This window comes from Cobetia sp. MMG027 (genome assembly GCF_027947415.1).
GTDB classification, from domain to species: Bacteria; Pseudomonadota; Gammaproteobacteria; order Pseudomonadales; family Halomonadaceae; genus Cobetia; species Cobetia marina.
This window is the reverse complement of the sequence record NZ_JAQJIO010000005.1, coordinates 1-17,478: the sequence shown is the minus strand read 5'-3', so window position 1 is coordinate 17,478 and position 17,478 is coordinate 1. Positions and strand designations below refer to the sequence as shown.

General features: G+C 62.9%; 16 protein-coding genes. 7 read left to right on the top strand and 9 right to left on the bottom strand.

Annotation, left to right across the window (positions count from 1 at the left end; genetic code table 11):
* The first annotated feature begins 153 nt into the window (after window positions 1-153).
* A complete protein-coding gene (gene slyA / locus PJK54_RS07550; RefSeq protein WP_077371363.1) occupies window positions 154-600 on the top strand; it encodes a transcriptional regulator SlyA in 447 nt (148 codons plus the stop codon).
* 143 nt (window positions 601-743) lie between these two features.
* Here the strand turns inward: slyA and PJK54_RS07545 are convergent, their stop codons facing one another.
* Window positions 744-1,292, bottom strand: a complete 549-nt coding sequence (locus PJK54_RS07545) for a hypothetical protein (protein WP_077371360.1) — start codon at window positions 1,290-1,292, stop codon at window positions 744-746.
* A 247-nt stretch (window positions 1,293-1,539) separates the two neighbouring features.
* Between PJK54_RS07545 and PJK54_RS07540 the strand changes: the two genes are divergently transcribed.
* Entirely contained in the window at window positions 1,540-1,992 is a 453-nt protein-coding gene (locus PJK54_RS07540) for a universal stress protein (protein WP_077371357.1), read from the top strand.
* An 88-nt stretch (window positions 1,993-2,080) separates the two neighbouring features.
* On the opposite strand, the gene PJK54_RS07535 is transcribed toward PJK54_RS07540, so the two are convergent.
* Window positions 2,081-4,018 carry an ATP-binding cassette domain-containing protein gene (locus PJK54_RS07535; RefSeq protein WP_077371354.1) on the bottom strand — a complete coding sequence of 646 codons (1,938 nt, stop codon included), beginning with the start codon at window positions 4,016-4,018 and terminating at the stop codon, window positions 2,081-2,083.
* Between the two features lie 330 nt (window positions 4,019-4,348).
* On the opposite strand from PJK54_RS07535, the gene PJK54_RS07530 reads away from it, so the two are divergent.
* A complete protein-coding gene (locus PJK54_RS07530) occupies window positions 4,349-5,308 on the top strand; it encodes a TatD family hydrolase (protein ID WP_077371351.1) in 960 nt (319 codons plus the stop codon).
* Between the two features lie 59 nt (window positions 5,309-5,367).
* Complete coding sequence (locus PJK54_RS07525; protein ID WP_240704190.1) at window positions 5,368-5,934, top strand: hypothetical protein; 567 nt, start codon at window positions 5,368-5,370, stop codon at window positions 5,932-5,934.
* A gap of 92 nt (window positions 5,935-6,026) precedes the next feature.
* Here the strand turns inward: PJK54_RS07525 and PJK54_RS07520 are convergent, their stop codons facing one another.
* From PJK54_RS07520 to PJK54_RS07500, 5 genes are all read right to left on the bottom strand, one after another.
* A complete protein-coding gene (locus PJK54_RS07520) occupies window positions 6,027-7,763 on the bottom strand; it encodes a DEAD/DEAH box helicase (protein ID WP_442870674.1) in 1,737 nt (578 codons plus the stop codon).
* 228 nt (window positions 7,764-7,991) lie between these two features.
* A complete protein-coding gene (locus tag PJK54_RS07515) occupies window positions 7,992-8,528 on the bottom strand; it encodes an HPP family protein (RefSeq protein ID WP_169477178.1) in 537 nt (178 codons plus the stop codon).
* Between the two features lie 155 nt (window positions 8,529-8,683).
* A complete protein-coding gene (locus tag PJK54_RS07510; protein WP_240499590.1) occupies window positions 8,684-10,486 on the bottom strand; it encodes an ABC transporter permease in 1,803 nt (600 codons plus the stop codon).
* A gap of 139 nt (window positions 10,487-10,625) precedes the next feature.
* Complete coding sequence (locus tag PJK54_RS07505; RefSeq protein ID WP_077371346.1) at window positions 10,626-11,672, bottom strand: Fe(3+) ABC transporter substrate-binding protein; 1,047 nt, start codon at window positions 11,670-11,672, stop codon at window positions 10,626-10,628.
* 240 nt (window positions 11,673-11,912) lie between these two features.
* Window positions 11,913-12,530, bottom strand: coding sequence for an elongation factor P hydroxylase (locus tag PJK54_RS07500; RefSeq protein ID WP_077373049.1), 618 nt, complete (start codon window positions 12,528-12,530; stop codon window positions 11,913-11,915).
* Window positions 12,531-12,991: 461 nt separating this feature from the next.
* On the opposite strand from PJK54_RS07500, the gene PJK54_RS07495 reads away from it, so the two are divergent.
* Complete coding sequence (locus PJK54_RS07495; protein WP_240499759.1) at window positions 12,992-14,395, top strand: MATE family efflux transporter; 1,404 nt, start codon at window positions 12,992-12,994, stop codon at window positions 14,393-14,395.
* Window positions 14,396-14,717: 322 nt separating this feature from the next.
* The gene (locus PJK54_RS07490) at window positions 14,718-15,452 is read left to right on the top strand and encodes a hypothetical protein (protein WP_077371340.1); all 735 of its coding nucleotides are present in this window, start codon (window positions 14,718-14,720) and stop codon (window positions 15,450-15,452) included.
* Window positions 15,453-15,463: 11 nt separating this feature from the next.
* Here the strand turns inward: PJK54_RS07490 and tusA are convergent, their stop codons facing one another.
* A complete protein-coding gene (tusA, locus tag PJK54_RS07485) occupies window positions 15,464-15,709 on the bottom strand; it encodes a sulfurtransferase TusA (RefSeq protein WP_077371338.1) in 246 nt (81 codons plus the stop codon).
* Between the two features lie 59 nt (window positions 15,710-15,768).
* Here tusA and PJK54_RS07480 point away from each other — a divergent pair, with 59 nt between their 5' ends.
* The gene (locus PJK54_RS07480; RefSeq protein WP_077371336.1) at window positions 15,769-16,053 is read left to right on the top strand and encodes an antibiotic biosynthesis monooxygenase family protein; all 285 of its coding nucleotides are present in this window, start codon (window positions 15,769-15,771) and stop codon (window positions 16,051-16,053) included.
* Between the two features lie 139 nt (window positions 16,054-16,192).
* On the opposite strand, the gene rlmM is transcribed toward PJK54_RS07480, so the two are convergent.
* Window positions 16,193-17,266 carry a 23S rRNA (cytidine(2498)-2'-O)-methyltransferase RlmM gene (gene rlmM / locus PJK54_RS07475; RefSeq protein ID WP_103751373.1) on the bottom strand — a complete coding sequence of 358 codons (1,074 nt, stop codon included), beginning with the start codon at window positions 17,264-17,266 and terminating at the stop codon, window positions 16,193-16,195.
* Between the last annotated feature and the right edge of the window lie 212 nt (window positions 17,267-17,478).

Here is a 17,478-nt window from a genome sequence, read left to right as displayed (position 1 = left end):
AGCGTGAACCCTCGGTTACTCGACCTTGGGCGTAAAATTCGTTCGCAGGCTTGTAATTATCCAGGCTGCCTAGCATGCTGAAGACAAGGGCGGCACCGAGGGGTGCCAGGATAAAAGCCCACTCATCCTTTGCACTCTGTGGACGACATACCCATGCATGAAGATATCGGGCTAAAGCTTTCCCGCCTGCCGCGCCTATGGCGCGCCATCCTGGACCAGCGACTGTCCCCGCTTGGGCTGACACAAACCCGCTGGATGACGCTGGTACACCTGTGGCGACTCGGAGACGGCCAGCCACAATGTGATCTGGCACGCTCCATCGGCATCGAGGCACCGTCTCTGGTACGCACGCTGGATCAGCTCAGCGAGCAGGGGCTGGTGGAACGCCGCGCCTGTGAGGAAGACCGCCGCACCAAGCGCATCTTCCTGACACACAAGGCACTGCCGCTGATCGAGAAGATCGATGCCATCGCCGAGCAGACCCGCATCGAGATGCTCGAGGGGCTCACGCCGGAGCAGGTCGACCAATTCTGCGAATGCCTGCGCGTCATGGAACGCAATGGCCTGGAAATCTCCGAGAAGGTGCCGGAAAGCGCCTGAGCGAGCGTGTCCGGATACGCCAGCGGGAAAGGAAAAAGCCCCCATCGAGTGACTCGACGGGGGCTTTTTTGCAAGACGTTCAAGGCAAGCTCAGGTCACGCGCCGGCCCTGCTCGCGGCCGAGGGCGGCCCGAAATATCACGCTCACCCGCCCGGCATTCTGGGCTCTGTCCCCACCAACGGACGGCGGCGATGGGCAATGGGGGCCTTGGCGATCAACAGGGCATGCAATACCTCGAACTCCCGGCGCCACGCCTCGCAGTCTTCCAGTGCCAGGCTCTCCCCCCACCACAGCGTCAAGCCGGACAGTGAGGACTCCAGCATCAGGGCATCCTCCGGCAACGCCCGCGTGAGATGTTCCAGAGCGGCCGCGAAGTCGGGGTCCTCCGCCAGGCGACTCTCTTCACGCCAACGATATCCGGGCACGGCCTCACGCAGTGCATCGCTGGCCCACTCGTCGTGGACGAGGATGAAGGGGGTGACATCGCGCTCGGTGGGCCAGGGACGACGATAGCCGACGATCCCCTTGGGGGCATCCGAAAGCGGTGCTGCCTTCAGGTCAACCCGCATGCCGTCCGCGATCACGGCCTTGCGCACCAGTGACGTGCGTGTCTCACGCTTGCTGGGGCGTAACCATGTCAGCGGCGACAACATCGCCAGCACCACGAAAATGATGATCAGAGCTGTCGTCATGAAATGTCCTGCCAGGAAGTGTCAGTAAGAAATTCGCGTCATCATCGAACGACTGCGGAAAACGCCGCCGTGCGGACAACCAGAAACGTGCCCAGAGCCCGAGCCATCCAACCGCGTACGGGGGTTGCGCCTGGCGCACTGGCAATACGTTGATGCAAGTCATTGTCTTCCGAGGGGCAGCAAGCCTAGCATGGAAGCAGGTGCACGACGCCACTCGAATGGCCCACCTCTACGGGAGGAATTCAGGATGAGCAACGAATACAAGCATGTACTGGTCGCTGTCGATCTGACCAAGGATTCCCACCTGGTACTGGAACGCGCACTGCCCATCGCCAAGCGCAATGGTGCCAAGGTGTCCATCATGCATACCCTCGAGCCACTGGGCTTTGCCTATGGCGGGGACATCCCGATGGATCTGACCAGCATTCAGGATCAGCTGGATTCCCATGCCCGTGAGCGACTGGGGGATATCGCCACGCCACACGGTATCGCGCCTGAAGATCAGCATGTCGTGGTCGGCATGCCGGACAGCGAGATTCATCGCTTTGCCGCAGAACATGACGTGGATCTGATCGTGGTCGGCTCACATGGTCGCCATGGCTTCGCCCTGCTGCTGGGCTCCACTTCCACTGGTGTCCTGCATGGTGCCCAGTGTGATGTGCTGGCCGTCCGAGTGGGGGCAGATGACAGCGAAGAATGACGCCGGCGGTCAGTGAGCCGAGATGACACGAGGGCAGCCAATGGCTGCCCTCGTGTCATTCCGCACCCGGGGAGACGAGAAAAGAGACTCAGCCTTCCTGCATGGCCTCAAGCTCCATCCAGCGCTCCATCGTCTCTTCCAGCACCTGCTGCTTGTGGCTGAGCTTCTCGAGCGTATTCTTCACGGCCTTGGCATCCCCCGTGTAGAACTCGGGCGCCGCGATCTCGGCTTCCAGCGTCGCGATCTCCGCTTCCAGCGTCTCGATGGTCGCCGGAATCAGATCCAGCTCGCGCTGGAACTTGTAGGGCAGCTTGACCTTCTTGGGGGCCTGCTGCGCCTGGGCGGCCTCACGCTTGCGACGCTCATCCTCGGCCTGCGCCTCACGACGGTGCTTTTCCTCGCGCTCACGCTCGACTTCCCACGGTGCCGGCGGCAGATGCCCGCCCTGACGTATCCAATCGCTGTAGCCCCCGACATACGGCTTGACGATCCCGTCGCCCTCAAAGGCCAGGATATTGGTGACCACGTTGTCCATGAAGGCACGGTCGTGGGAGACCAGCAGCACGGTACCGTCGAAGTCGAGCAGCAGCTCCTCGAGCAGCTCCAGCGTCTCGACATCCAGGTCGTTGGTCGGCTCATCGAGCACCAGCACGTTGGCCGGCATGGTGAACAGACGCGCCAGCAGCAGGCGATTGGACTCGCCCCCTGACAGCGAACGCACCGGCTGACGCGCGCGGTCCGGCGTGAACAGGAAGTTCTGCAGGTAGCTCATCACGTGCATGTCACGCCCGCCGACCGTGACACGGTCGCTGCCGCGCGCCACGTTGTCGTAGACGGTGGCTTCCATGTCCAGGCCCTTGCGCAGCTGATCGAAGTAGGCGATCTGAAGCTTGGTGCCTTCGATGCGCTTGCCTTCACTGGCCTCGAGCTGACCCAGCAGGATATGCAGCAGCGTCGTCTTGCCCGCGCCGTTGCGCCCCAGCAGGCCGACCTTGTCGCCGCGCTGGATCTCGACGCTCAGGTCACGGATGACCCACTTGTCCTGCGCCTCGTCGTAGCGATAGCTGACATTTTCCAGCTCCACGACGCGCTTGCCGCTGCGCTCGGCAGAATCGACGGCGATACGCGCACGGCCCTGCACCTCACGACGCTGTCCACGCTCATCACGCATCTTCTCCAGCGCGCGCACGCGACCTTCGTTACGGGTGCGGCGCGCCTTGATGCCCTGGCGGATCCAGGTCTCTTCCTGGGCCAGTTTCTTGTCGAATTCGGCGTTTTCCTTGGCCTCGACATCCATCTCGTGCTGCTTCTGGGCCTGATAGGCCGCGTAATCGCCCGGATAACGGCCGAGGCGGCCACGATCCAGCTCCAGAATCTGGGTCGCCAGGCGCTTGAGGAAGGCCCTGTCGTGGGTGATGAACAGCACGGCGCCGGAGAAGGCCGCGACCTGCTCTTCCAGCCAGGCGATGGTATCGAGATCCAGATGGTTGGTCGGCTCATCGAGCAGCAGCAGGTCCGGGTCGGATACCAGCGCACGCGCCAGCGCGACACGCCGACGCCAGCCACCGGAGAGATCTTCCATCATGGTGTCTTCCGGCAGGCCCAGGCGGGTCAGCACGGTATCGATACGCTGCTGGAACTGCCAGCCATCGACGCTTTCCAGCGCGACCTGCACGTGCTCGAGACGCTTGAGGTCCGGTTCCGGATCACTGATCAGGTGATGGTATTCCGCCAGCAGCGCACCTGCCTGCGGCAGGCCTTCGGCAACGATATCGAAGATCGTGCGACCTTCCGCCGCCGGCAGGTCCTGAGAGAGCACGCCGATCTTGAGGCCCGGCGCCTTCCACAGCTCACCGGCATCGGCCTGGAACTCGCCGGTGATCAGCTTGAGCAGGGTCGACTTGCCGGTACCATTGCGGCCGACGAGCGCCAGGCGCTCGCCGCGCTCGACGACAAGATCCGCCCCATTGAGCAGAACGTGATGGCCATAGGCCAGCTGTAGATTTTCCAGTCGTAACAATGCCATGTGCAGCAGCAACTCGTGACGGGTCCGGGGCCGGGAAGGCCGCGGAGGAAGTGGGAGTCAGGCGGACAGGCCGCCGCCAGCGACGCGCGCCGGAGAATGACGCCATTCTACCCGAGGCGCAGCGTACAGGCGATGGAAGACACCGCAAGGGCTGAAAGACATCGGCGGCTTGGGTAGAATGGCCGACCACTTGAAAGCACGTCGTGCGCCTGGCATTGCCAACGAGCCGATCGCCCGGTGCCGGACTCTCGAGTGCCAGGCCAGCAGACGACCTGGTACGCCTTTCACTGCCGTGTTCCTTCTCCCTCCCCCGTGACTCAAGGGTGTTCGATGTCCGCGCTTCCTCCCCATGCCGATCCCTCAGCGCTGCCCTGCTATGACCCGGAGCAACTGAGCGAGACCTCGCTTGCCGACCTGTGCGCCGACCTGTCCCTCGATGACAGCGATCGCCAGACGGCCCTGACTCGGCTGGCGCCGGCGCTGCGCTTCGCAAGCCCGACGCCGCTGATCGACATCGGCGTCAACCTGACCCATGAAAGCTATGCTCAGGACATCGAGGGCACCTTGCTGCGAGCTCGCGCGGCGGGCGTCAGCCAGCAGATCCTGACCGGCACCAGCCTGGACGGCTCGCGTGAGGCTCAGGCGCTGGCGGCGCGCTATCGTGGCCTTTCTGCCACCGCCGGTGTGCATCCGCATGATGCCAGCCAGTGGAACGATGGTGTCGAGCGCGGTATCCGGGAGCTGCTGGCCCAGCAGGAAGTGGTCGCGGTGGGCGAATGCGGCCTGGATTTCAATCGCAACTTTTCCACGCCCGCCGAGCAGGCTCGCGCCTTCGAGGCCCAGCTGACCCTTGCCGCCGAGACAGGATTGCCACTGTTTCTGCATGAACGTGACGCCGGCCGACGGATGCTCGAGATGCTCAAGCACTGGCGGGATGACATCAGCCACGCGGTCGTGCACTGCTTCACCGGCGAGCGTGAGACACTATATGGCTATCTGGATCTCGACCTGCATATCGGGCTGACCGGCTGGCTGTGCGATGAACGCCGCGGCGAGCACCTGCGCAGCCTGTGTCGCGAGATTCCGCTGGAACGCCTGATGCTGGAAACCGACTGCCCCTATCTGGTGCCACGCAATCTGCCCGCCAAGCTCAAGGGACGCCGCCACGAACCCTCGCTGCTGGTCTGGATTCTGGCCGAGGTCGCTGCCCTGCGCGGCATGGAGATGGAAGCGCTGGCGCAGGCCACCACGGCGACTGCCACCCGCTTCTTCCGCCTGCCCGCGGCCTGACACGGCACGCCTTCCCTTGCACGCCCTTCTTTGCACGCTTCCCTGCTCTGGACACGACAATGCACGAATACGAACCTGAAACAGGCGACTTCCCCGCCTTCATCGCCGTCGAGACAGGCGAGGACTCAAGCCTGCCCCTGGCCATCGCCTGGGCCCTGCCCGATGGGCAGATGAAGCATGTCCTGATTCAGCCTGACGATGAATGGCTGGATGGGGAAATGCTGGAACTGGGCGACTACAGCCTGGATGACCTGAGAAGTTTCGGCGTCAGCCCTCTCGACGTGCTCAAGGAGCTGGAGCAGGACTACTACCAGACCACGCTCTATACCACCGGCGTCATGGATGACGAACAGGCGCTGGCGCGTCTGTTCGATGCCTACAACATGGACCCCTTCATCGAGTTTGCTCCTGCCGAGGGCCTCTATCCGGAACTATCCCCCGGCGACTGGGCACGCGAGCGCAACAACATGCTGTTCGAGCAGGGGCTGCAGCCCTTCCGACCGGACAACGAGGTGATGGTGATGCTGGCCATCCACACCCGCCTGCGCGGTGACGGTGTGCGTGGCGATGAAGACATCCGGGGCACAGGCCCGGACTATGAGATCGACTGGGAAGAAGACGTCTGATTTCCTTCCGCCATCTCTGAAACGCAGAACGCCCCGACAACCGGTAGTTGTCGGGGCGTTCTGGTTCACGACTTCAGTCTGTCCCGCAAGGCTCAGCCGTTGGAGCGGCCACCACCGCCATTGCCACCGCTGGAGCGATTGCGGCCACCACGCGAACGACGACGCGGACGCTCTTCACTGGACGGTGCCTCCGGCGCGCGATTGCCGTTCACTTCCGGGCGCGGCGCGACGCGGTTGCCATCCACCTCACGCGGAGCGGGAGCACGATTGCCGCGATTGTCGTCGTCGTGATTGGCACCGCCACCTTGCTGGCGCTGGCCGCCAGTGCGCTGGCCGTCAGAGCGCTGACCGCCATTGCCACGGCCCTCACCGGCAGGCTTGCCACCAGTGCGCTGACCATCCGAACGAGCGCCGCCAGTGCGCTGACCGCCCGAACGAGCGCCGCCAGTGCGCTGGCCGTCAGAGCGCTGACCGCCATTGCCACGGCCTTCACCGGCAGGCTTGCCACCAGTGCGCTGACCATCCGAACGAGCGCCACCGGTGCGCTGGCCACCATTGCCACGACCTTCACCGGCAGGCTTGCCGCCAGTGCGCTGGCCGCCAGAGCGCTGGCCGCCAGTGCGCTGGCCGCCCCGCGGCTGACGCGGCTCACGTTCCGGTTCGACGTCGACTTCCGGCACGAAACCTTCCACTTCGACACGCTTGAGCTTGCCCTTGAGCAGACGTTCGATACCGCCGAGCTCCTTGCGCTCATCGCTGGAAACCAGCGAGATGGCACGCCCGCTGGCACCGGCGCGACCGGTACGTCCGATCCGGTGAACGTAGTCTTCCGGGACATTGGGCAGTTCGTAGTTCACGACCTGCGGCAGCTGCTCGATATCCAGGCCACGTGCCGCGATATCGGTGGCAACCAGCACGCGCACTTCGCCGTTCTTGAAACCGGCCAATGCCTTGGTACGGGCATTCTGGCTCTTGTTGCCATGAATCGCCGCGGCGCTGATGCCGGACTTCTCGAGCTTGGTCGCCAGACGGTTGGCCCCATGCTTGGTACGCGTGAAGACCAGCACCTGATGCCAGTTTTCCTTGAGGATCAGATGCTTGAGCAGCGAAGGCTTGTGGCTCTTCTCCACGGTATGGATATGCTGCTCGACCTTCTCGGCCGTGGTGTTGCGCGGGCTGGCTTCCACGGCGACCGGATCATTGAGCAGCTTGTTGGCCATGCCGCGAATCTCGTCCGAGAAGGTCGCGGAGAACAGCAGCGTCTGCCGCTTGGTCGGCAGCAGCTTGAGCAGGCGGCGGATGTCGTGGATGAAGCCCATGTCCAGCATGCGGTCCGCTTCGTCCAGCACCAGCGTCTCGAGATCCGAGAAATCGATGGCCTTCTGGGAGTGCAGGTCCAGCAGGCGACCCGGTGTGGCGGTCAGGATCTCGACGCCGGAAGACAGGCGGCTGATCTGCGGATTGATCTTCACGCCACCGAACACCACGGCATTGCGCAGCTTCAGGTGACGGGAGTAGGCAGTGACGTTCTCGTCGATCTGCGCGGCCAGTTCACGCGTCGGCGTGACGATCAGGGCCTTGATCTTGCGGGCGCCTGCAGGGGCGCCGTTTGAGAGGCGCTCGACCAGCGGCAAGGCGAAACCGGCAGTCTTGCCGGTACCGGTGCGCGCGGCAGCCATCACGTCACGACCTTCCAGCACGGCAGGAATCGCACCCGCCTGCACCGGGGACGGCGTGGAATAGCCCATCTCGGCAATCGCTTTCAGAACAGGAGCGGACAGCCCCAGGGCGGCAAAAGCCGGGATGGAGTTGGCAGTAGTCTCAGTCATCAATATCTCTTCGGCTGACCGGCCACGTGCTGGTCGATCATTAAGGAATGGCGCCTGGCCGGGCACGTGCCGGGAGAGAGAGCGAGGCGTATCAGGCACAGTGAAGAAGGCGTTGGTCTGGGGGACCTCGGCGGACTGCTGCCAGTCGCTCGCGTCAGGCGATGACCCAGTCTATCACCTTCCGCCGGCGACTGCAGAAGCACGCGCCCGGTGGTGGCACCTGATGACTCAATGCCAGTGCAGCGGATAGCGACGATGACGCGCCAGGTTGTTGATCAATACCGCCAGCACCAGCATGGCCAGGCACCCCAGACCGACGGGAAGCAAGGCATACCAGTAGCCGAGCGCATGCAGGGGCTCACCGCCGATCACCGCGATCAAGGCCGTGGCACCGCCCGGCGGGTGCAGGGTATGCGTCAGCTGCATCACCAGCAGTGCCACCGAGACTGCCATGGCGGCTGCCAGCCAGCCGTCGCCCAGCCAGTGATAGCAGGCCACGCCGACCAGCGCCGACAACAGGTTGCCGCCCAGTACGTTGCGCGGCTGCGCCAGCGGACTATGCGGCGCACCGTAGAGCAGTACCGAGGTCGCCCCGAAGGAGCCGACCAGCAGCAAGGTGCTGACCGCCAGATAATGTGATGACATCCAGCCGATCAACGCCATGCCGAGAAAGGCCCCCAGCCAGGACCACAGGGCATCGGCAACATGCGGCTTGCCACGCTTGAGCGGGCCTCCGCGCATCTTGGTCAGATAAGGCTTGATCATCGTGCGAGTCGTCTCCGGGAGTGTCCTTGCGTCATCAAGCGCTGCACCCTAGGCGATCTCAAGGGCAGGGACAACTACCGTATGGCAATAAGCTGATGCCCGCTCGGCACCGGTCACTCCCGTCACGCACGCCGGCTCTCGTCTCTCTTGCTCGTTCACGCTTCGCTGCGTGAGGCGACGATGGTGCGCGAGATCACGATCACCGGCAGGATACCGACCAGCACGATCACCAGTGCCGGCAGCGCCGCCTGCTCGAGCATTTCATCGGAGGCGTACTGATAGACGTGAGTGGCGAGCGTATCGAAGTTGAAGGGGCGCAGCAGCAAGGTGGCCGGCAGCTCCTTCATGGCATCCACGAACACCACCAGCGCCGCGGTCAGAAGCCCCGGACGAATCAGCGGCAGATGCACACGACGCAGGGTCGAGAAGGTGTTCTCGCCCAGCGAGCGTGCCGCCATGTCCATCGAGGGCGTGACCTTGTCGAGGCTCGACTCGATGGAGCCCGCGGCAATCGCCAAGAAGCGCACCACATAGGCGATGATGATCGCGCCCATCGTTCCCGTCAGCAGCAATCCGCTGGAGATGCCGAAATTGGCCCGCAGGAAGCTGTCCAGTGCATTGTCGAAGCCGGATAGCGGTACCAGAACGCCCAACCCCAGCACGGCACCCGGCATGGCGTAGCCCAGACTCGAAAGCTTGAGTGCCTGCTGTACGCTGGCGGTGCGATCCAGCCGCTTGGCATAGGCCAGCAGCACCCCGATGATCAGGGTCAGTACCGCAGCGCTCACCGCCAGTATCAGGCTGTTCACGGCATAGCCTGCGAAGTCCGGTGTCCAGGATTCCTCGAAATACAGGATGGCGTGCCGCGTGAGCAAGCCCACCGGCAGCAGGAAACCGAAGAACAGCGGCAGGAAACAGGCCAGTGACGCCACTGATGCCCGCCATCCCGTCAGGGTCGGACGTTGATAGCGACGGTAGCGATCGCCCTTGCCGAACTGGCGCTGACGACGCCGAGCATGCCGCTCGAGCCAGATCAGCGTGACCACGAAGATCATCAGGCACAGCGCGATCTGCGCCGCACCGCGCAGGCTGCCCATGTTGAGCCAGACATTGAAGATGCCGGCGGTCAGCGAGCGTACCGCGAAGTAGTCCACAGTTCCGAAGTCGTTGAGCGCCTCCATCATCGCCAGTGCAAGGCCGACGGCAATCGCCGGTCGGGCGCTGGGCAGTGCCACGCGCCAGAAGCTTTGCCACCCGTTGCAGCCCAGCGTTCTGCTGGCATCGCGCAGTGAGGGCGACTGATCGAGAAATGCCGAGCGTGCCAGCATGAAGACATAGGGAAACAGCACCAGGGACAGCATCAGGATGGCGCCCCCCAGGCTGCGGATCTCCGGGAAGTAGTAATCCTGGGGCGAATCCCAGCCAAACAGGGCACGCAGCGCGCCCTGGAAGGGGCCGGCATACTCAAAGACGTCGGTATAGATATAGGCGATGACGTTGGCGGGAATCGCGAACGGCAACAGCAGCGACCACTCGAAGGTGCGTCGCAGCGGAAACTGATACATGGTGGTCAACCAGGCCGAGACGACCCCCATGCTGCCACTGAGGACCGCCACTCCCGCCACCAGCGCCAGACTGGTCATGACGTAATCGGGAAGCACGGTGGAGACGAGATGCGGCCAGATGCCCTCCCCGGCCTGATCACTGCCATCGTCACCGAAGACAGCCAGCCAGACGACGGCCAGCACCGGCATGACCACCAGTGCGGCCACGCCCCAGGCGCTGACGAACCAGCCCATGTGGGTTCCGAGACGCCGCTGACGACGCCGGATGGCCGCTGCATCGTAGTGCGCCATTTCTTGGGCGGCCGGCGATCGCCCGGTGCCGCTCATGGCGGCCACCGCCTCTCCTTCAAAGCTCGCACCTTGCTCAGCCAACAGCCGCTTGCCCTGGGTCATCTGACGTCCTCGTTATCCCGCAACTGCAATTGCGTCTATTTTACATGCTTTGCGCAAACGAAGAGGGGCTGTCGCATCGCGACAGCCCCTCTTCGTTCATGACAGCTCGCTCGGTAGCCTCTGGCTCCGGCGAGTGCCCTTACTGGTTGAAGCCGACTTCATTGACCATCTGCGCGGCGCGCTTGCGAAGCTTGGCGACTTCGGTCAGCGGCAGGTCATCCTGCTTGAACTCGCCCCATGAGGTCAGCAGCTCGGAGCTCTCGGCTTCCGGGTTGGCCGGATACTCGAAGTTGACCTCGGCATACATGTGCTGGGCGGTCTTCTCGGTGAGGAAGCGCATCAACTTGAGGGCATTCTCTTCGTGCGGCGCATACTTGGTCATCGCCATGCCGGAGATGTTCATGTGCGTGCCGACGCCGTTCTGATCCGGGAACTCGATACGTGCCTTCTCGGCCCACGGGCGCTGCTCGTCATTGTCGAGCATCTTGCCGTAGTAATAGCTGTTGCCGATGGCCACATCACAGACGTTGTCGCGGATCGCCTTGATCTGATCACGATCGCCACCCTGAGGCTTGCGCGCCAGATTGGCCTTGAAGCCTTCCAGCCACTCACGCGTGGCCTCTTCACCGTTGTGCGCGATGCGTGAGGCGATCAGCGCGACGTTGTAGGGGTGATCACCGGCGCGTGAGCAGACGCGCCCCTTCAGGCTCGGATCCGCCAGGTCGTCATAGCTTGCCACCTGACCGGCCTCGAGACGCTCGACACTGGTGTAGAGCACCCGTGCGCGCGTGGTGATGCCGAACCACTGATTGTCGGGGCCGTGGTACTGCTCGGGCAGATTGGCCTCGATGACCTCGTCATTGACGCTCTTGACCAGCTCCTCGTCGACCAGCTCCTGCAGACGTCCCACATCCACGGTCAGCAGCACGTCAGCCGGGGTGTTGCGCCCTTCCCGCTTGAGACGCTCGGCCAGGCCCTGCTTGGCGAAGACCACATTGACCTTGACGCCGGTCTCCTCGGTGAACTCCTTGAGGAACGGCTCGATCAGATAGGCCTGACGATAGGAATAGACGTTGACCTCTTCCTGGGCTTGAGCCGGCAGCGCCGTGGCGGCGGTAACGCCAGCCAGTGCGCCCAGCAGCAGCTTGCGGACGGAGGATGCAGAAATCTTGGTGGAAGCTGTCATCGAATACCCCTGTTCGAAGGTCCCCGCTTCTGGCCTGCTGGTGCAGGGGAAGCAGAATGATCGTAGCAATGCGAATCATTCTAATCACAAAGGGTTTCCGATCGCAACGCTCGTGCAACGCTGACTTGCAGTTTTCGCAATCCGTGCTAGCAGTTCATGCCTGAAAATCCGGCGATTCCACGGCGGGATATCTCGAGGCGCGCGGAACAGACAATGTCCTGCGTCGGCATGGCGGGCGCATCAGGCCACGCGGCCATCCTCCCCGACGGCGGGCAATAGCGTCATCGCCTCCTGGATGGCTTGCGTGTGTGAAAGCTTGCGCTGCCAGACAGCGTGCAGCGCATGTCGGAAGGCATTGGCGCGTGCTGGCAGGCCGCACCTTTCGTATTCAGCGGCCCGCTCGTCGACACGCTGTGCGAAGGCATCGCGATCCACCTCAAGCTCCAGATTATCGACGCTGACATGAAACGGCTTGGCGACTGCACGGTGGAACAATTGCTCCAGCGCCTGCGGGGCTACCTCGACACTTTCAAAGGCCTTCTGCTGGTGTGCATCACGTCCGTCCGGTGCATACCAGTAACCGTAATCCTCCTTGAGGCGTCGCTCAGGGCCCGCGATGCACCAGTGACTGACTTCGTGCAGAGCGCTGGAGAAGAAGCCGCGCGCCAGATAGAGACGATGAAAGCCGAGCTCATCGCCTGGAGAGTCGCCGCTGGCGACCCCATCCTGCACCTCATCCGTCGTCATGCCGGCGGGCAGATAGAGAGGTTCGTGGGGGGCGCGCCGCAACAAGGTGTTGTAAGACGTGGCAAACAGTCCATCGAAGAGGGAAGTCAACGCCGTCAGCTCAGGGTCCATCGACTCTTGATCCGTCAGGGCCTGCCCCCCCGCCAGGGCATGATCAGGCATGGCATCGCCGTCTGCGCTGCACGCCTCATGACGTGATGACAGGGTGCGAGGCACGCGGGAAAGTTCTGAAGAAAGCAACACAGGCAAGTCTCGACGATCGTGTGAATCAGCAGCGATATCAGTACCCGGAGATAGGGACGGTACTGCATGACGATGTCGAGCATTGTACGTGGCTCGTTCGTATCACGTCATTCCACCTGACAGGTGAGTACCAAGCGCTGATAATTCACTCTCTTGCGCCCCGCAGGCAGGCCTTATCTGCTAGGATGGCGCGCCAAGCAAGAATGATTCTCGATTACCAGCAGGAGCCTGCCGTGCCCCCCGCCGAACCCTCCCATTCATCCGCCTCCACGCCTGCAGCCTCTTCTCAGGCGCCATTCGCCAGCCGGGTACGCGCCGAGACCTCACGCCTGGTCACGCTGGCACTGCCAATCTGCGGTGCTCAGCTGGCTCAGGCAGGCATGAGCGCCGTGGATGTCCTGATGACCGGTCGCTCCAGCGCGACGGACCTGGCAGCCGTCTCGGTGGGGTCCAGCCTCTGGGTGCCTCTGCTGCTGTTGATGGCTGGCACCTTGATGGGGCTGACACCCGTCGTGGCACAGCTGATGGGGGGTAACCGCAGCGGTGAGGTACGTGACAACGTTCACCAGTCACTGTGGATCTCATTGGTGCTCGGCAGTCTGTCAGGATTGGCACTGTGGTTCCTGGCGGCGCCAATCTTCACGCTGATGGAGGTGCCCGGCGCGGTGGCAGAACAGGCCACGCTTTATCTGATGGCCATTGCCTGGGGCATGCCGGGCGCCGCCTTCTATCAAGTGCTACGCGCGTATTCCGATGGCATGAATCATACTCGTCCGGCGCTGATCATCAGCTTGATCGGCCTGTTGTCGAACATTCCGCTCAACTACCTGCTGATCTATGGCTCTGCAGGCGTGGATGACTTGCTGGGGATCACGTTGCCGGGACTGCTGGGCGATATCCCGGCCATGGGCGCTGCAGGCTGCGGTATCGCGACAGGGCTTGCCATGTGGATCATGTGTCTGAGCATGTTTCTCTACACCCGTCGCAGCAGCGCCTACCAGGCAGTCGCCCTCTGGTGCCAACCCAGCGCGCCTCAGCTCAAGAAGATCTCGGAACTGCTCAAGGTCGGCCTGCCGATCGGCATCGCCATCTTCTTCGAGGTCACGCTGTTCACCGTCATCGCGCTGTTCGTGGCAAGCTTCGGTGAGATCAAGGTGGCAGCCCACCAGGTCGCGCTCAACTTCACCTCATTGCTGTTCATGCTCCCTCTGTCACTGGCCATGGCACTCACCGTACGAGTGGGGCATACCATCGGCCGTGGTGACATGAACGAGGCGCGCTTCGTGGCGTGGAATGGCGTGGCCTTCTCACTGGTGGTCGCTCTGATCAATGATCTGGTGATCTGGGTACTGGCAGAGCCTGCCGTGGCGCTCTACACCAGCAACCTCAAGGTGCAGGCGCTGGCGCTTTCCCTGATCACGCTGGCGATGCTCTATCAGGTCTCCGACTCCTTGCAGGTTGCCATGGCGGGGGCTCTGCGCGGCTTCAAGGACACTCGCATCATCATGTTGATCACCATGTTCGCCTACTGGATCATCGGTCTTGGTGGCGGGCATCTGCTGGGGGTGGGCAGTGAGCAGTTCCCCGTCTGGCCCTGGGCTGTCGAGAGCATGGGTGTCTATGGCTACTGGATTGGCATGGTGGCCGGCCTGACCGTGGCGGCTCTGCTGCTTGGCTGGCGTCTGTGGGTCATCGCGCGCCGCGCCATTCAGGAGGGCAGCCTGCCCGGCTGAGCGAAGCCCCCTGCCAACGCTGGCCGCGAGCTCGTGATACCGACGGCGGCCAGTGTTCCATCCCTTTTCCCACTCGCTCAAGCACTCGCCTCAGACGCCCCGCCACCGGCCTTTTCCCCGGTCGCGGGGCGTTTGCGTTTAATCCTTCATCTGCGCATGGACGGTCATTTCGTCCAAGGAGGGGTTACCGTCAGGGCTCAGGCTGTGCTAATGGTTATTCAAGGCAGTGCATTCATATGCAGTGCGCCATCTTGCAAGCGGCGGCTGTTTGCACACCCGCACACGCCGAGGACGATCGACAAGCTGCTGAGGAGGGTTCGTCATGGGCGTACCAGTTTCTTCCCCCCGCTCCGCCAAGGTCATCGACCTGAATGTCATGCGTGACAGGATGCGTGCACGACGTCGTATTCTCCGGCTTGCGCCGGAACACGATGGGTTGGAAATGCTCTATCAGCTCGAAAGCGACCCGGAGAGCTACTACAGCCTTCCCGTGTTGGCCTGGGGTCTGCGCGAGGATGGTGAGGTGGTCGGCCTGGTGCCATGGATGGAGGGGCTGATGCCCTGCCATGAGCTGGAAGATCCGCAGCAGGGCCACTTCGTCGGCTACCGAGACCCGGAAACCGACGAGGTCTTCATGCTGGCTCCGGACCACAAGGTCTATGAGCTCGAGCATGCCGCGGCCTATTACGACTATGAGGTGTCGGAGAAGACCACCTTGCTGCAGCAGCTACCGGATACGCTCGGGACTCATGCCCTGTGCATGACCAATGGCGAGTCTGCGTGGCAGCTCAAGCAGGTGTTCGGCTGGCGTCTATACAGCGATGGCAACATCGAGGCACTGCTGGTCGATGAGACACGCGTCACCCAGACACCGGTGCTGGCTGGAGATGACTGCCTCTACCCCGGTCGCAGTCGTCATGACGTGGTCTATTTCTTCCAGCGCGCCGTCGCCAACCAGATTCGTGAGCAGGACCCGGCCACCCTGGAAGCTCTCGCGCTGATGATGACCGGCGAAAGTGATCAGGTCAGTGTGGAAGTGCACGACCGCGAAGCCTGAGACGACTGACGTCAACTGATGCGAATGTCATAAAGGAAGTGATCCGGCGTTTCGTCACTGCGCTCCAGTGTGTGCCCAAGAAATGCACAGAACTTGGGCACATCACGTGTCGTCGCCGGATCGGTCGCCACGACACGCAGCAGGTCTCCGCTCGCGAGCTCACGCACCTTGTTGTGCAGCATCATGATGGGTTCGGGGCAATACAGACCGCTGGTATCCAGCTCTGCATCGGCAACGGGCAAGGGGGTATCGGTCATCAATGACTCCTGAGGTCCTGCCACTGACAAGGCAGAATGTATGAAGACGGGAGACGGGCATGATCAAGGTAATGATCGAGCGGCATATCATGCCGGGACTCGAACAGGATTACGAGCAGGCCTCACGCGAGGTCGTGCGTGAAGCCATGCATGCACAGGGCTTCATCTCGGGCGAGAATCTGGTGGAAAGCGGACGTCCCGGCCACCGAATATTGATCACTTCATGGCGAGACGCAAGAGCCTGGCAGGAGTGGTCGAGCAGTCACGCGCGCGAACGCATGATGGCGCGTCTGGGGCCGATGCTTTCTCAACCGGAACGCATCGTGTTGCTTGAGCACACCTGACCTGCGAGAGATTCAAGCCTCGCGAATGCAGCATCCCTCAGCGAGGCTCCGTCCATCGACCTGACAGCACCGCACAGACAAGCCCCCACGGACCGCTCGGTCCGTGGGGGCTTGTGGTTGCACCAGACAACCCGGTGGCTCAGTGCGTGATACGCACATGCACGGTGACTTCTTCGCGGTCATGGTACAAGTGACGACACCGGATCTCGGCACCGACATTGGAACGCTCAAGGCTGGCCGCCAGATAATCGAGACAGCGGGAGACTTCCTTCCAGCGTTGCTTCATCGGCAGCTTGAGATTGAAGACCGCCTCATTGCACCAGCGCTTCTTCAGCCAGCGCTCGACCATCTCCGTCACGCGGATGGGCTTGTCGACGATGTCACAGACCAGCCAGTCCAGTCGCAGCGGTGGCTCCCAGGTAAAACCATCTTCCTTGAGATGCTCTACCTGTCCTGTCGCCATCAGATCCTTGTTCATGGGGCCATTGTCGATGGCAAACACGAACATGCCCTTCTCGACCAGCTGGAAGGTCCAGCCACCCGGCGCTGCCCCAAGATCCGCTGCCTGCATGCCAACCGCGATGCGACGCTCCCACTGGTCGCGCGGCACGAACTCATGCCAGGCCTCTTCCAGCTTGAGTGTGGAGCGACTGGGGGCACGGCTCGGCGAACGCAGATGACGGATGCCGTTGGCATATTCGCTGCGGTTGCCAGGAAAGCTCATGCCCAGCTGCACTTCGTCACCATCCGTCCAGAAGACGTGCAGCGCCCGCCCACCGGCCTTGCGACGCAGTGCACCACGCTTCTTGAGCGCAGACTCCAACGGGCGGCCGACGGCCTTGCCAAGGCCCGACAGCGCCTTGCCATCATTGGTGTCCGGCATCTCGTGGCGGATCTCCTCGAAGCTCCAGCCAGCGTCGACCACCTGCTGCAGAATCGGCGAGACGCGATTTTCCCGCGACATGCCGACCAATGGCTCCAATGCCACCAGTGTCTGGCGAGCGAAGACCAACGCCTGAAGCGGCATGTCACGATGCAGGCTATTGGCGGGCTCATCACCTGTCACCACATAACGCACGAAGCCACTGTCGCGTGCCGCAATCGGATAACCCGGGGCGCCCAGATAAGCGGCCTTTTCACAGACTTCTGCGGCCAGGTCGGCCTCGAAGCCCGGGCGGCAATACAGCAACAGTTCTTGAGGTTGCATCATCATCTCCATAACGGAAGGCTGGGGAGTCTACCGCCTCGCTCCTGTCCACGACAAGCATGGCGACAATGACTGACTCAGCGAGGAAGCCGCTACTCAGGCCCACCGGGCCTGCCAGCTGACGGGTACCGGCTTTCCGGTTTTTGACCCGCAAAGAGAACCGGCCCGGGGGCGGGGGGGGGGGGGGGGGGGGGGGTTTTTGGGGGGGGGGGGGGGGG

Excerpts from the sequence above, each read along its gene's own strand:
- PJK54_RS07480 (WP_077371336.1), top strand. The coding sequence starts at position 15,769 with ATGATCAAGGTAATGATCGAGCGGCATATCATGCCGGGACTCGAACAG.
- PJK54_RS07530 (WP_077371351.1), top strand. The coding sequence starts at position 4,349 with ATGTCCGCGCTTCCTCCCCATGCCGATCCCTCAGCGCTGCCCTGCTAT.
- PJK54_RS07525 (WP_240704190.1), top strand. The coding sequence starts at position 5,368 with ATGCACGAATACGAACCTGAAACAGGCGACTTCCCCGCCTTCATCGCC.
- tusA (WP_077371338.1), bottom strand. The coding sequence starts at position 15,709 with ATGACCGATACCCCCTTGCCCGTTGCCGATGCAGAGCTGGATACCAGC.
- PJK54_RS07545 (WP_077371360.1), bottom strand. The coding sequence starts at position 1,292 with ATGACGACAGCTCTGATCATCATTTTCGTGGTGCTGGCGATGTTGTCG.
- PJK54_RS07510 (WP_240499590.1), bottom strand. The coding sequence starts at position 10,486 with ATGACCCAGGGCAAGCGGCTGTTGGCTGAGCAAGGTGCGAGCTTTGAA.
- rlmM (WP_103751373.1), bottom strand. The coding sequence starts at position 17,266 with ATGATGATGCAACCTCAAGAACTGTTGCTGTATTGCCGCCCGGGCTTC.
- PJK54_RS07515 (WP_169477178.1), bottom strand. The coding sequence starts at position 8,528 with ATGATCAAGCCTTATCTGACCAAGATGCGCGGAGGCCCGCTCAAGCGT.
- PJK54_RS07490 (WP_077371340.1), top strand. The coding sequence starts at position 14,718 with ATGGGCGTACCAGTTTCTTCCCCCCGCTCCGCCAAGGTCATCGACCTG.
- PJK54_RS07535 (WP_077371354.1), bottom strand. The coding sequence starts at position 4,018 with ATGGCATTGTTACGACTGGAAAATCTACAGCTGGCCTATGGCCATCAC.
- PJK54_RS07505 (WP_077371346.1), bottom strand. The coding sequence starts at position 11,672 with ATGACAGCTTCCACCAAGATTTCTGCATCCTCCGTCCGCAAGCTGCTG.
- PJK54_RS07520 (WP_442870674.1), bottom strand. The coding sequence starts at position 7,763 with ATGACTGAGACTACTGCCAACTCCATCCCGGCTTTTGCCGCCCTGGGG.
- PJK54_RS07540 (WP_077371357.1), top strand. The coding sequence starts at position 1,540 with ATGAGCAACGAATACAAGCATGTACTGGTCGCTGTCGATCTGACCAAG.
- PJK54_RS07500 (WP_077373049.1), bottom strand. The coding sequence starts at position 12,530 with ATGGACCCTGAGCTGACGGCGTTGACTTCCCTCTTCGATGGACTGTTT.
- slyA (WP_077371363.1), top strand. The coding sequence starts at position 154 with ATGCATGAAGATATCGGGCTAAAGCTTTCCCGCCTGCCGCGCCTATGG.